At 55.5% G+C, this 14,281-nt stretch carries 10 protein-coding genes and 2 pseudogenes; 4 read left to right on the forward strand and 8 right to left on the reverse strand.

The genetic code is table 11. The features are described from left to right. Positions 1 to 130 precede the first annotated feature (130 nt). The 5 genes and pseudogenes from ACQ4MY_RS04960 to ACQ4MY_RS04980 form a co-directional block, all read right to left on the reverse strand. Complete coding sequence (locus ACQ4MY_RS04960) at positions 131 to 376, reverse strand: hypothetical protein (RefSeq protein ID WP_440094078.1); 246 nt, start codon at positions 374 to 376, stop codon at positions 131 to 133. Next, positions 373 to 579 carry a hypothetical protein gene (locus ACQ4MY_RS04965; protein WP_440094080.1) on the reverse strand — a complete coding sequence of 69 codons (207 nt, stop codon included), beginning with the start codon at positions 577 to 579 and terminating at the stop codon, positions 373 to 375. The genes ACQ4MY_RS04960 and ACQ4MY_RS04965 overlap by 4 nt, the downstream gene beginning before the upstream one ends. Positions 580 to 961: 382 nt before the next feature. Then, the gene (locus tag ACQ4MY_RS04970) at positions 962 to 1,225 is read right to left on the reverse strand and encodes a PAAR domain-containing protein (protein ID WP_440094082.1); all 264 of its coding nucleotides are present in this window, start codon (positions 1,223 to 1,225) and stop codon (positions 962 to 964) included. Between the two features lie 78 nt (positions 1,226 to 1,303). After that, entirely contained in the window at positions 1,304 to 1,672 is a 369-nt protein-coding gene (locus tag ACQ4MY_RS04975; RefSeq protein WP_440094084.1) for a hypothetical protein, read from the reverse strand. Next, positions 1,673 to 2,926 (reverse strand): annotated as a pseudogene (locus ACQ4MY_RS04980) (RHS repeat-associated core domain-containing protein); the annotation flags it as partial. On the opposite strand from ACQ4MY_RS04980, the pseudogene ACQ4MY_RS04985 reads away from it, so the two are divergent. Next, positions 2,906 to 3,334: pseudogene (locus ACQ4MY_RS04985) on the forward strand (DDE-type integrase/transposase/recombinase); the annotation flags it as partial. The pseudogenes ACQ4MY_RS04980 and ACQ4MY_RS04985 sit on opposite strands and share 21 nt — an antisense overlap. Before the next feature lie 28 nt (positions 3,335 to 3,362). Here ACQ4MY_RS04985 and ACQ4MY_RS04990 read toward each other — a convergent pair. Then, positions 3,363 to 5,489, reverse strand: coding sequence for a TonB-dependent siderophore receptor (locus tag ACQ4MY_RS04990; RefSeq protein WP_440094086.1), 2,127 nt, complete (start codon positions 5,487 to 5,489; stop codon positions 3,363 to 3,365). Between the two features lie 287 nt (positions 5,490 to 5,776). On the opposite strand from ACQ4MY_RS04990, the gene ACQ4MY_RS04995 reads away from it, so the two are divergent. Next, positions 5,777 to 6,934: a response regulator gene (locus ACQ4MY_RS04995; RefSeq protein WP_440094088.1), complete on the forward strand. Its 1,158-nt coding sequence runs from the start codon at positions 5,777 to 5,779 to the stop codon at positions 6,932 to 6,934. Positions 6,935 to 6,977: 43 nt separating this feature from the next. Then, positions 6,978 to 11,357 (forward strand): response regulator, encoded by a 4,380-nt coding sequence (locus ACQ4MY_RS05000; RefSeq protein ID WP_440094090.1) that lies wholly within the window; start codon positions 6,978 to 6,980, stop codon positions 11,355 to 11,357. A 168-nt stretch (positions 11,358 to 11,525) separates the two neighbouring features. On the opposite strand, the gene ACQ4MY_RS05005 is transcribed toward ACQ4MY_RS05000, so the two are convergent. Both ACQ4MY_RS05005 and ACQ4MY_RS05010 read right to left on the reverse strand, forming a co-directional pair. Beyond that, complete coding sequence (locus ACQ4MY_RS05005; RefSeq protein ID WP_440094091.1) at positions 11,526 to 11,891, reverse strand: DUF6124 family protein; 366 nt, start codon at positions 11,889 to 11,891, stop codon at positions 11,526 to 11,528. A 179-nt stretch (positions 11,892 to 12,070) separates the two neighbouring features. Beyond that, positions 12,071 to 12,436 (reverse strand): DUF6124 family protein, encoded by a 366-nt coding sequence (locus ACQ4MY_RS05010; RefSeq protein ID WP_008080779.1) that lies wholly within the window; start codon positions 12,434 to 12,436, stop codon positions 12,071 to 12,073. Between the two features lie 599 nt (positions 12,437 to 13,035). On the opposite strand from ACQ4MY_RS05010, the gene ACQ4MY_RS05015 reads away from it, so the two are divergent. Further along, positions 13,036 to 14,028, forward strand: a complete 993-nt coding sequence (locus ACQ4MY_RS05015) for a hypothetical protein (protein WP_440094093.1) — start codon at positions 13,036 to 13,038, stop codon at positions 14,026 to 14,028. Positions 14,029 to 14,281: the final 253 nt, after the last annotated feature.

Consider the following 14,281-nt stretch of genomic DNA (forward strand, 5'->3'; position numbering starts at 1 on the left):
GACAAAATTAACGAGCCAGTTATGCCTGCGAAACCAGTGCGATTCATAATGTCGACTTTAGACCAGTAAATGGATATCACTTTTACTGAGCTACCTCGGTTGTGGCAGCCAGCGCTTAGGCCTTTTATGGTCAGGCCCCTCCCTTGAGGGCTACTTTCGTAGCAAGCTTTTCAAACGCCTGACTGAAATCGCCAATCCTGTTGATCATCTCAAAAAACCACTCAAAAGACTCTTGCACGAAATCTTCATCCGAAACTCTGTCAGGATACATGACGCAAAATAAAGCTCTTACAGCAGCGTCCTCGTTATCTTCAATGTCGACATCGCGCCCTTTCGCTTCCAGAAAATCCCAGCATTTAACTCTGGCGGCATTCAACTCCTTTTCATTCCCCCCCCTTCAAACCAGTATTTGTGCGCAGCTGCAAACGCGCTTTTGACAATTGGGGACACTTCTTCGTCCTGAAGAACCAAACCTACGCCCGCGCACATAAACTTCATCATGTTCCGAGCCGCTTCGGCTTCAGCCTTACTTTTACTCAACTGCTCTGAAAAATGAACGATTTGCTCATGACTAATCATGGTGGACTCCAAGTGTTGTGAGTACGGAGCTACAGGAGCGACCCGCCTTTTTAGCGGTTCCATGCCCCTTGCCCGAGGTACCAATATTGACGGCTCCGCTTGTACCGCCCGCGGGATCCATTCCCGCGTCATAGGATCGGCTCAGGCACTCGATTTCTGCACACTTGCCATGCCATGGCTCACGTTGATCCTTCGGCACAGCCTTTAGGGCTTTCCTAACCTTGGGATGAACTAGATTAGACCGCACCAATTCAACAACGGACTGGCCCCGGCGCGGGCCGAGAAAAAACTTAACGTCGTGTCCGGGATTAGTTGACCACTACAGAGCGAACTCTGTTTCACCGTCAACGGCTTCATTCAGGGCGTACAAATCCTCTAAGCTTCAGCCGACAACCGCCCCTTTAGGACCACTCGCAATCAGTGCAGCCCCACAAGCGGTTTTCATGCCGTCCAGCGCAATTGGCGTGCCATCTACGGTATAGACCCTGCTGCCCTCGGCGATTGGAAAAATTCCTTTGCACAGAGGGCAACTTACCTTGTGACCCATCCCAGCTATAGGTTTGCCGTTTAGGTCGGTCTGGGAGAATGCTTCAAGAACTTTGCCACCGTGAGTTGTGGAGTCGCCCAGCCGGATAACATCTTTCATGGAGCAACTCTCTTAAACGGTGCATTAGTACTCAACGGCATTTAGTGACCGTGCTAATTTAAATATTTCTGTGAGCCATCAAGAACCAATATACTTGTAATACACCATCAGCTCCCCATTAACCTCGGAAACCTCGAGGTGTAGGATAGCTTCACCGGGTGCACCATCAGCAAAAAGAACGCATTCTAACCCGAGTGCTTTTTCATTAGTTTCATATACATCAATGTAAGGGCGACCTTGCTTGCTTGAATCAAAAGCTTTTTCTTCAGGTGCGATGGATATACTGGTGGCTTTATCGAAAAATTCATCGATACACTCATAAATTTCATCAGCAACCGCGCTAGATATTCCAAAATTTTGCTCAAGCGTAGAGGAGTCACGGCGATTGATGGCCTCTACAAGCGATTTGGTCTTGGCATAAGCTTGGTGATTAGTGGGTGTACTCATTTATCGACTCCGTCTCTTGGAAGGTGTTGCGGTGTTGGTACCCGCGTTGGCCTTAATTCCGGTGAAATAGCCACGAGCCTGTAGTGTCGCGCACTTCGCTGCCTTCGGACTCAGTCCCGCGGCACGGAGCGACTTGAAAGCTACGACAGTTTCACTTCCTAGCAGGCCGGCAGTTGATGCCTTATCTTGGGCTCGATTAGCATTATAGTGCGGAGTTCCCCGAGTGGTTCCGTCTGGGTTTCTTCCTTGAAGGCTTATCGCTGGCGCATCATTGTATTTATAACCTGAAATTCCATTCATCGACGCATCCTGATAGATGTGGTGGGAGTCTTGGAGCCCCCCTATTTTTCGAAGATCACCATGACGACCTGTCACCACACCTTCAGCTTCAAGTACTTTATTACATTCACATGGGCATGTTGCACTCAAACCAAGACTATCGACCCAACCCGTCGGATTTGGTGCATAAGCATAAAGATTTAGCCCTCCCATGTAACCGATCGGGTCTTTGCTAATGAAACGACCAACTCCTGGATCATAGTACCGATGCCGGTTGTAATGCAGCCCCGTCTCATGATCGTGATATTGACCCTGAAACCGTATCGGGTTCATCACATCATGCTGCCGCGCCCACTCCGAGCGCTGCTCTGTCACCTGCCCCCACGCCTTGTACTGCGCGGTCCAGGCCACATTGCCTTGTGAATCGGTCAGCTCCTGCGGCGTCCCCAGGTGATCACATTGGTACCAGGCCAACGCATCAAACGGTAATGCCGTTGCCTTGTGATTCCACACTGGATCTTCATCAAGGCTGTATTCACCGCTGTAATCCGGCAGCCCAATCAGATCAATTGGCGCATGCCGTAAAGCCTGTGCAACTGGGACAAAAGTCCCCGGTTCGAAGACGTAGTGCACTGTGCGACCCGGTTCGCCATCGCTCTGCGCCGGACTGCTTTCAAAGGCGAGGGTATCGCCATCCCAACCGTACAAGGTAAAGCCGCAGCCGAGTTCGCGTTATTTGCGCGCGTGTTCGTTTCTGTTCCAGAGGGAACCTGCTTCTGGACGCTGTTTGTAGTGCGCGCGCGAGTTTTTGTGCAGGCGGCGTCCCAGTGCGTCGTAGGCGAAATCTACGCCGAGGCGGGGGTCTTCGAAATGCACCAGTCGATCAAACAGGTCCCAACGCAGGTCGCTACGTTGGCCGTTGTGCCAGCGCTGGATCTGGTTGCCGCGCTCGTCGTAGTCGTAGTGCGTGCCGGCCGAGTGGTGAGTTGGGCGCTGTCGAACAAGCCGGATGCGGACCTGGTCATCAACGCGTTGGACATGGCCTACGAACAGCGTGGCAGGCCTCAAGGGCTTCAGTTTCACTCGGATCAGGGCTCGCAAAATGGCAGCCGCCAGTTTCGCCAACGGCTCTGGCGTTACCGCATGCGCCAACATGAGCCGTCGTGGAAACTGCTGGGATAATGCGCCGATGGAGCATGTGTTACGCAGCTTGAAAACTGAATGGATACCGAACGTGGGCTACATCACAGCTCAAGAAGCGAATCGCGACATCAGCCATTACCTGATGCATCGGTACAACTGGATTAGACCGCATCAGTTCAATAATGAGCTGGCCCCGGCTCAGGCCGAGGAAAAATTAACGTCGTGTCCGGGATTAGTTGACCACTACAGCGTTCACCAACACTCCAGGCTACAAGCTATAGGAAATACCAACCTGCACTGTCCGCGGCGCCCCCGGATAGGCGTAGACGTTACCGAATGCGCCCTCTTCATAGTCACGATCAAAGAGGTTTTTCACGTCAAGATTGAGCCGCACCTTGTCATTGATCTTGTAGAAGCTGAGCAGGTCGACAACGGTGTAGCTGCCCATCGAAAACGCCGTGTTGGCAGTTTGTCCGGCGCGCTCGTCGACGTACTTGAGCCCGGTGCCCAAGCCTAGCCCTTTGAGGGTGCCGTCCTGGAACTCATACATATTCAGCAGGCTGAAGCTGTTTTTCGGGATATTCATCAGTCGCGTGCCAGAGCGCAGTACGTTGTCTTTGGTCACTTCGGCATCGACATAGGCGTAGCCGCCAATCACGCGCCATTCGGGCGTCAGGTTGCCGGCAACGTTGACGTCGAAACCACGGCTGCGCACCTCACCGGCCGCAACGCTGAAGGTTGAATCAACAGGGTCGGTGGTCAACACGTTGCGCTTTTCGATTTGATAGACCGCCGCGTCGACACTCAACTGCTGATCCAGCGCTTCCCACTTGATCCCCATTTCGTAGGACTTGCCTTTCTCCGGCTCGAACCCACCGCCCTGGCGGCTGGCGCCGGTGTTCGGCTTGAAGGAGCGAGCGGTGTCAGCATAAACCGCCAATGTGTCGGTCAAGTCGTAGGTGACGCCGATGCGCGGTGTCACCGCGTTGTCACTCGCCTGCCAACTCTTGGCGCCGGGCACGTAGGTTTCGTAGTCATGTTCGAAGCGTTCGAAACGCGCTCCGGCCAGCACTTTCAGTTTGTCGGTCAACGCCACCTGATCCTGCACAAACGCGGCATACGTCTTGAGGTTTTCCTTGTCGTGAGTCGGCGTGCGGGTGAGTGCCGGACGCGGCTGGCCGTACACCGGGTCGAAGATGTCGATCGGATACGCACCGACGGCTCCGCTGGAGCGTTGAATGATCGACTTGTAGTCGTAATCCTCATACTCGATGCCGGTAAGCAAGGTGTGCTGCAAACCTGCGGTATCGAAATGCCCGGTCAGATTGAGCTGGGTATCCTTGTCGGTCCACTCCAGCTTGCGATAGTTGAAATTGCGCCCCAGGGTGCGACCGTCAGCGGCAATACCGTTGGCCTCGATGGCGTTGCCCTTGAGCGATCCGTCGAGCCACTGAAAACCGCCGCCCAGCGTCCAGTCGTCGTTGAGCATGTGCTCGAAACGCAGTTGCGCCATGTTGTTGTCGTTATGCAGTTTGCCTGCGTCTTTTTCGCCAAAAAAACTGTCGCGCGAGGCGGTACCTGTCTGTTTCGCGTAGCGGGTAACGCCTCGATCCAGAGGCGCGTTGTTGCGCATGAAATCGCCTTCGAAAACCAGCTTGGTCGCATCGGTTGCCTGCCAGGTGAGCACCGGCGCGATGCCGTAGCGCTCGGTTTCGACGTGATCGCGAAAGGTGTCGCCGCCCTCGCCCACTACGTTCAGCCGATAGGCCAGACGCCCTTCCTCGTCGAGCGGACCGGAAGCGTCCAGCGTGCCGCGCTTCATGCCCTGATCGTTGAGCTGGCTACCCAGGGTGACGGTGCGCTCGGGCAACGGCTGTTTGGACACCACGTTGAAGGTACCGCCAGGATCACCCCGACCGTAAAGCATGGTGGCCGGGCCGCGCAGCACTTCGAGGCGTTCAATGGTGTTGGCATCCGGCATGTTCGGATAGCCGCGGTTGATCGGAAAACCGTTGCGATAAAACTCGCCGGTGGTGAAGCCACGCACGGTAAATGTGGTCAGGCCCTGACCACCAAAATTGTTCGCCCGCCCAACGCCCCCGGCGTAATCAAGCGCGTCCTGCAAACGGGTGGCGCCCAGATCCTCGACCGCGTCTTTCGAAACCACACTGATCGATTGCGGGGTTTCGTGGATCGACGTGTCGGTGCGTGTGGCACTGGCTGAGCGAGTCGCCCGATAACCCTGCACCGGGCCGTCCGCCCTTTCGTAATTCGCAGTACCGATAACATCGGTTGCGTCCAACTCCAGCGTTGAGGGAGATCCCTCCGTTTGTTCAGCCCAAGAGGCAGGCGACAACACTTGCAGCACACAAATGGAAAGCAGGGTACGACGCATGAAGAGAGAAACCTTTACGAATAGGCCAATACAGGGAGTAAATCCGCCAAAAACTCCCGCGCATGCTATACAAACCCATTCGCAATTAACACAAATTCCCATTAACGCCTGAATGGCCATTAAGCAGGAACGCTTTTGGCCAGTAACAGACATTCGATTTAGTGCCTGTTCGAACCGACCTTACAGATCTCCACCTAGCGATTGCAGCTTTTCTAGCTACGCTTGCCAGCAAGAGATTGGTGCACTTACGCCCACTCTTTAATCGTCTGGCAAGGGAGCCAACAAACATGGATAGCACTCAGGGCGTTTATCCATCAGCGACCGTTCTGGTGGTCGACGACACCCCCGACAACCTGATGTTGATCGCTGAGTTGCTGAAGGACAAATATCGGGTCAAGGCCGCCAACAGTGGCGAGAAAGCCTTGCGCCTTCTACAGGCCGACCCCCTTCCCGACCTGATCCTGCTGGACATCATGATGCCGGGGCTGTCCGGTTATGACGTTGCCGAGCAGCTCAAACTTGATGCCCGCATTCGCCATATACCGATCATTTTCCTGACCTCCATGACCGCCACGGAGGACGAGATTCGCGGCTTGAGCCTCGGTGCTGCGGATTACATCACCAAGCCGATCATCCCCCCGGTGCTCATGGCCAGGGTCGAGACGCAGATCAAGCTCAAGGCCGTTGCCGATTTCCTGCGCAATCAGAACGATTTTCTGGAGCAGGAAGTGCAACGGCGTACCCGCGAGGTGATCGCCATCCAGGATGTCACGATCCACGCGATGGCCTCGCTGGCCGAAACCCGTGACAACGAAACCGGCAACCACATTCGCCGCACCCAGCACTACATCAAACGGCTGGCTGAACTGTTGCGCAATCACCCGCGCTTCCGGCACTTCCTTGACGACGAGACCATCAAGCTGCTCTTCAAATCGGCACCGCTGCACGATATCGGCAAGATTGGCATTCCCGATCGTATCCTGCTCAAACCGGGACGGCTGACCCCGGAAGAATTCGAGGTCATGAAGACCCACACCACATTGGGGCGCGACGCCATCCAGCACGCGGAGGATCAATTAGGCATAAACGTCGACTTCCTTCATTTGGCCAAGGAAATTGCCTACGGCCATCAGGAAAAGTGGGATGGCAGTGGCTATCCGCAAGGCGTGGCCACCGACGACATCCCGATCAGCGCGAGGTTGATGGCCGTGGCAGATGTCTACGATGCGTTGATCAGCCGCCGCGTGTACAAGCCCGGCATGCCCCATGAGCAGGCAGTGAAAATCATCCGCGAAGGCCGGGGCTCGCATTTTGATCCGGACATCTGTGACGTGTTTCTCGCCAATGCCGAGCAGTTTCGCGCAATTGCCGAGCAATTCGCCGACAGCGACCAGGACATGGCCAGGCAGTTAGCCCTGCTTGAGCAGATTGCCGACCGGCCCTGAGCCCCGCGCATCCGTTTGCACATCCCGTTGAAAGAGGCCGTTTATGAACAGACTGTTCGAGATGCTCGAGCGCCTGTCTCTGCGCAGTAAATTGATCATCGGCTTCGCTGCGCTGCTGATATTGATCCTGATATTGGGCGTGCAAAGCCTGCGCACCCAGTATTCGCTCAAAAATGAAATGCAGCAGTTGTACCAACAGGATCTGGTGGGTATCCAGCATGTGCAGGAAGTTCGGGTGCAGTTGCCGCATCTGTTGCTCGCCATGCAACGTGCAATCGCAACCAACAATGCGGACATTCGAATCAGCGCCAGAGCCCAGATGGATGTCGCCCAACAGCGACTCCACGAAGCGCTGGAGCAGGTTCGCCCGACACTGCGCCGACAGAGCAGCATCAGCAGCCTGGTGGAATTCGAAGTGTTATTGCAGCGTCTGCAAAAAGATGGCGATGAAGCACTGGAATTGGCCGGCAAAGGCTCTCTGGGGCAGGCGTTGATGTTGCTCAACAGTAAGGACTTTCTTGCGCTGGAACAGGGCGGCGACGGGCTGCTCACCCAAATCGAAAGGAACAAGGAAGCCGACATCCACGATACAGCGAAGAACCTGGCTGAGTACGCAGAGCGCAGTACTACGATCACGTACATCTTGCTGCTGGGTGGTTCGGCACTGGCCTTGCTGTTGACCTGGCTGGTCAGTTATTCCATTCGCGTGCCGCTGAATCGCGTACGTGTGGCCGTGGACGAATTGGCGTCGGGCAAGCTCGACGGCCAGATCCCGCACACCGACCTGCGCAACGAAACCGGCGATCTGGCGCGGGCCATTGCCACGCTGCAGGTGGAGGCTTGTCAGCTTGAGCGCCAACGCTGGGTGAAAGCTCACGCCTCGCTCCTGCAAGTCGATCTGCAACAGGCCGAGACGCCGCAACAATTGGCCCAGGCTTTTTTCAGCCGCATCGCGCCCCGTCTGGGCATGTGCCAGGGGGCGCTTTACGTGCTTTATGAGGGCGCGTCGCGCCTGCAATTAGTCGGCGGTTATGCGGTGGACAGTGAGCACCCGTTGCCCGCCGAGCTTGAACTCGGTGAAGGGTTGCTTGGCCAGTGCGCGCTGGATCGCCAACCCCGTCAGCTTGAGGATCTGCCCGAATCGTTCTGGCATGTGCGCGCGCAGTTGGGCGCAACTGCCGCCAGCCATCTGCTGGTGCAGCCCGTGCTGCGTGGCGAACGCCTGCTCGGGGTTATGGAAATGGCCGGTTTTCGCCAACTGGAAGAGAACCAAGCGCTGCTGCTGCAAGAAGTTCTGCCCAGGCTGGCCGGTGCCATGGCCATTATGGAACGCAGTGAGGCAGCCCAGGCGCTGCTCTTGGAAACTCGCCGCCAGGCAGACGAAATGGGCGCGCAAGCCTTGCAACTGGAACATCAGGCCAGCGAGCTGGAGGCCCAGCAGGTCGCACTGCGCGCCACCGAGGCCTGGTACCGCGGCATCATCGAGGCGGCACCGGATGGCATGCTGGTGTTGGGAGCCGACGGCCGCATCCTGATGACCAACCCGCAAATGGACACTTTGTTTGGCTACTCACCGGGCGAGCTGATTGGCGCCAGCATTGAGCGTCTGGTACCGCAGGCTGCCCGCGAGCGGCATGTCAAGTTACGCGACGGGTTCATTGCCAGCGGCGGAACCCGGCAAATGGGCGGCGATCTGGACGATCTGAGCGGCGTGCGCAAAGACGGCAGCCTGTTCTCCGTGGAAATCGGCCTTTCCCACTTGCCCCGTCTGGAGGGTCGTGGCGTCTGCGTGTGCGCCTCGGTGCGCGATGTCAGTGAGCGCAGGGCAATGGAGGCCAGGCTGCGCACTGCCAGCGATCGCCTGAACCTGGCACAGGAGTCCGGTGACATCGGTTTGTTCGACGTCGATCTGGTCAGCGGCACAAACTATTGGACTCCCCAACTCGAAACCCTGTTTGGTCTGGAGCCTGGCGGCTTCGGTGGCACGCTGGCGCACTGGCAGGCGCTGGTGCATCCCGACGATTTGGCGCGGGTCAGTAGTACGTTTGAGAGCGCCGTGCAGAGTGATAATGATCGCGTCGAATTCGACTTTCGCATCGTGCGCAAAAACGATGGGCAGGTGCGCACGTTCCGCTCGCTCAACCGTTTTTCCCGCACGGCGGACGGCAAGCCTTTGCGCGCAACCGGCATCAACATCGACGTCACGGCACTGGCAGAGGCCAGGGCCACGGCCGAAGAGGCGACTCAGGCCAAGAGCGAGTTTCTCGCCAACATGAGCCATGAGATCCGCACGCCGATGAACGCCATCATCGGCATGAGCCACTTGGCGCTGCGCACCGAACTGGATAATCGTCAGCGCAACTACATAGAAAAGGTGCACCGCTCGGCGGAGAATCTGCTGGGGATCATCAACGACATCCTCGATTTTTCCAAGATCGAGGCCGGCCGGATGAGCCTCGAACAGGTGCCTTTCCGCCTGGAAGACGTGCTCGACAGCTTCGCCGCCATGATTGGCCTGAAGACCGAGGACAAGGGTCTGGAGTTGTTGTTTCAGATCCCGCCCGACTTGCCCACAGCCCTGCTCGGCGATCCCCTGCGGCTGGGGCAAGTGCTGATCAACCTCGGCAACAACGCGGCCAAGTTCACCGAGCACGGCGACATCGTGGTCGGCGTGGAAGCAATTGGCACGCTCACGGACAGCGTGCAGCTGCATTTCTGGGTGCGCGACACCGGCATCGGCATGACTGTCGAACAGTGTTCACGCCTGTTCCAGTCGTTCAGTCAGGCGGACACTTCGATCACCCGCAAATATGGCGGCACCGGTTTGGGATTGTCTATTTCCAGGAAACTGGTGGAGCTGATGGCCGGCCGAATCTGGGTCGAGAGCGAGCCGGGAGTCGGCTCCACGTTCCACTTCCAGGTACAACTCGGCGTACAGCAAAATGTTCTGCCACCTCGTATGTTCAAGGCTGGCGAGCTGTCAGGCATGCGTGTTCTTGTCGTGGATGACAACGCCAGTGCCCGTGAAATCCTCTCGGGCATGGCGCGCAGCTTTGGCCTGGAAGTGGACGTCGCACAGAGCGGTAGTCTGGCGCTGCACATGTTGGCCGACGCCGAGCATAAGGTGCTGCCTTACGATCTGGTCTTGATGGACTGGCGCATGCCGGGCATGGATGGCATGGAAGCCGTGAGCAAAATGCAGTCCGCCAGTCTGATGCGCACCCCATCGGTCATCATGATCACCGCTTTTGGCCGCGAAGAAGCCCGCGAAGAAGCCGAACGCCAGGGCATCCAGTTACCGGTGGTTCTGACCAAACCCGTCACGCCGTCCTCATTACTCGAAGCCGTCGGTGTAGTGCTGGACAGAGACACGCAAAGCAATACTCGGGCTGGCGAACGCACCCAAGAGAATGCCAGTACCGTAGCCAGTCTAAATGGCGCCCGGCTGCTCTTGGTCGAAGACAATGAGCTGAATCAGGAACTGGCCAGCGAGCTGCTGGAAAGTGTCGGCATACGCTTGCGACTCGCCACGCACGGCCAAGAGGCGTTGGATATTCTCGGCGAGGATGGCGACTTCGATGGCGTACTGATGGATTGCCAGATGCCGGTGATGGATGGCTACACGGCCACCCGAAAAATTCGCCAGCAACCGCGCTTCAGCACTCTGCCAGTGATCGCCATGACCGCCAACGCAATGGACGGTGACCGCGAGCGCGCGCTCGAATGCGGTATGAACGACCATATCTCCAAGCCACTCAATGTCGAAACCATGTTCGCCACAATGGCAAAATGGATCAAGCCCCGAGCCGCTCAAGCATCGCTGAGCGCAGGTTTCGCCGATGGCTTGCCAGATCGTCTTGAGGGCATTGACCTGGCTGCGGGACTCGCCACCTGCATGGGGCGGCGGGATCTCTACTTACGTCTGCTCTGCAAGTTTCGCGATACTCAGACAGATTTTGCCAAGCAATTTCAGGCGGCACGGATCGATCCGGATCCTGGTGCTGCCGCACGGCTGGCGCACAGTTTGCGCGGCACCGCCGGCAACATCGGCGCCAAGGCAGTGGCGCAGGCCTGCGCTTTGCTGGAACAGGCCTGTCAGGACGGCGAACCGGCTACGGTAGTGCAAGCGCTAGCGACGCAGGTCGAGCATTGCTTGCTCCCGACCCTGGCGGCCCTGGCCGACCTCAAGGCAGACAAATCGGCCGGTACAGGTGATGACCTGCAGAACGACTCGGCAATCAACGAGCAACTGAACAGGCTCGTGGGGCTTCTGGATGAAGGTGACACGGCGGCTTTGGACGCGCTTGCGGGACTGCGCAACATGCCACTCACTCGGGCGTTGGCAGAGCGACTGGCACAGGTCGCGGTGCAGGTAGAACTGTTCGACTTTGATCGCGCCTTGAAGCTTCTGGAGGATAAATGAGATGAGTCACCCTCTCCTGCTCGGTACATTGACAGTACTCTGCATCACACCCAAAAAAGGGAGACGGATTTATTTCAGACAATAAACCCGTCCCCCTTTTGCGCGTTTTTTTCGTGGCTGGGGACCTTGCTCCCTGGCCACTTATTCCGAATCAACCAGGCACAAAACCTAGGCCGGCTGCTTCAACTCGACGTTATCCAACGCCTTGTTCACCGCCAACTCCCCCAACATCACCACCTGCGCAATCCCCAACAACGTATTGCGGTTCGGCCCTTCCAGCATCCCGGCAAAATCACCCAGCATCACCGTCGCCGAGGCCAAAGACTCACAGGCATTGACCAACAAGGTTTCAGTGTCGGATTGCGGGTTAACCATGAACAAAGTGCTGGGGCTGTAAGGCGTCGCCATGATCTTCTCAGGCGCAAGATAATGATCAAGCGCCCGCTCTGCCGCCGCATTAAGCTTCTTCGAATCGAATGATTCATACGGCGACGCCGGATCTGTCACCGGCGGACTGTTAGTGGTTTCGGACATCAACTGAAACTCCACAAGCGCCCATCAAGGCACTCCAAAAGAAATATGAATCCCCACCCTGTAGGAGCTGCCGCAGGCTGCGATCCCTTGATCTGCTCTTCAACAATCAAAATCAAAAGATCGCAGCCTACGGCAGCTCCTACACAGAGTTCGCGGCCTAGCCGTCAATGACGCAGCGCTTAGTTCGGCAAGCGGCGACCATCCAGGACTCGATTCACCATCAACTCACTCAGCATGATCACCTGATGCAGCATCAGCATGGTTCGGCGTTGGGAGTTGTCGACGACATCGCTCATGTCACGTGCCATGTCACTGGCGGCGGCCAACGACTCGCAGGCTTCGAGGAGTAGGGTTTCTTCGTCCACGGCGGGATCAATGAGAAAGATCTTGCTGGTTTTGCGGGATGGGATTGAGAGCTTCAGTGAACCGGGGTTGAGATAGAAATTGATGGCCCGGTCGGTCGCCTCTCGTATCTTTTGAGGCTCAAGCGTTGGGTCGTACGGGATCGGATCGGCGTCCGGTGGGTTTGGGGTAACTTTGAACATAGATGAAGCTCCTAACACTATTAGTGGAGGCTTCACCCTTTCGCTACCAAACGAAGGGTGGTGGCCATGCAGAGGTTGGTAGACCGGGTGTTAGGCTCCGGCGCGCCCTAGGACGCCCTATACATGGCCACCATAATCGAGCGAGAAACCTCGACGACAGTGGGCTGTACAACTAACACCGGGCTACCAAACCCGATCACTGTTTTTCAGTGACGGGGAAACGATATAGCCCGCTGCATAGTCGTGTATGCCGGCGGATTCTGGCGTACGCGTAGGCAACGGCGCAAGGCGTTGTAGCCTTTGTGGCGTAACGGGTTGTGTAATTTAAACGCGCTTGCCGAGATATGTTTATTCGAGGGAAATGCCTGATTTTTTCCTGGTTTTCTCGTACAAACCATTACTAATTTAGACCAAAGCCACCCTTATTGAAGGGCTGCTTTCGGCCAATAGGAGACATCCAACTCAGAGACGGATTCCGACAAAGCCATTCGGATGGAGAGCTACGAAATCTGGGGCAATTCATTTCAATGAAGTGAGCTGTTCACCAGCCTCGCTCAAATGAGTACTATCAGGAAAATATTCATTTGGGATCTGCGGTTATGGCAGGACAAAAAATTAGCGACGCCAGAAGCATACAAAAAATCAGAAAAAACTCCCCCTTCGACCTGTCAGTGATTACAGCGGAATACCCGCAATTTTCACAACTTCTTGCTGTGGCTGTGGGGCAGCTAGATGAACTGCCAGATTTTTCCGATGACGAAAAAATTGCTGTGATGTCCGACTTCGGTGGTGAGCATCCGGGCGCACACTTTCACACCTATTCGTTTCTGATCTTAGCTTATAACAAAATCGGCCCGTTTATGGAGCAGCTTGACAAACTAAGACAAAAACATGGCTTATTAAACCCCTATAGCGAGTTTGCATTCAAAGACTTGGGTTATGGACCAAGGAGCCGAGCTCTACCCGAGTTTCTTCACCTCGTGGATAAATTTATCCACGCCGCAATTATTACAATTGCTATCGACAAGCAGATCGATACAGTTTTTGGTGTTTCAAAAAAGCAAGCACATCAGCTTATAGAGGACCAACTTTTTTCTATGGGTCTAGGTAAATGGAGAGGCGCGGCAGGAGAGAAAGTTCTCCGTGTTTGTCATTCAATTGCCTTGTTTACCGCTCTCACCACGAGAAAAAATCAACGCCTGCTTTGGTATTGTGACAACGATGCTATCAACGAAAACGCTCGGGACAGAGATTTCGCGGATACGCAGCAAATATTTCTCCGGACGCTTGGTATGTATTCTAAACATAAATTTGATCTCGTTGGATTCGGTAAGTCATTCGATGGAAAGTCTCACTTGGATGACCTGCTGAGCATTCCTGATTTTGCTGCTGGCGTCGTTCAGGATCTCCTCAAGTCCCACAAAACCGGCGATGACAATATTTCTGGGGGAGCGGAGAAGGTAGAACTACTGAAATGGATGGCAACAAAAAGTAATTTTTTATCCAAAATAACGATTCAAATTAGCAAACTTACTAGCGGTGAACTCGGTAGCGGAATTGTCGATTTTTCTCCGGCTAAGCAGAGTGACTAAAAGATAAATCAAGTATTTCGGAGGTCAGCGCAGTCTGATGTGTCGCGCAGGATGGCAGTTCGATTCGTACCTGCTATTCACGAGGGGCAGTTAATGGCAGCTCAAGGCAGCTTGCGAACTGAAAAAATCCCGACTGTCTTTCCAGTAAAGCATGAAATCGACTATTGCTTAAGCGTGAACAATTTGACTATTATTACGCACCATCAGCAATAATTTAATTTTAGATTCTTAAATTTTAAATATCCCAACTGAG

Source organism: Pseudomonas sp. SM4, from assembly GCF_051913165.1.
Lineage (GTDB): Bacteria > Pseudomonadota > Gammaproteobacteria > Pseudomonadales > Pseudomonadaceae > Aquipseudomonas.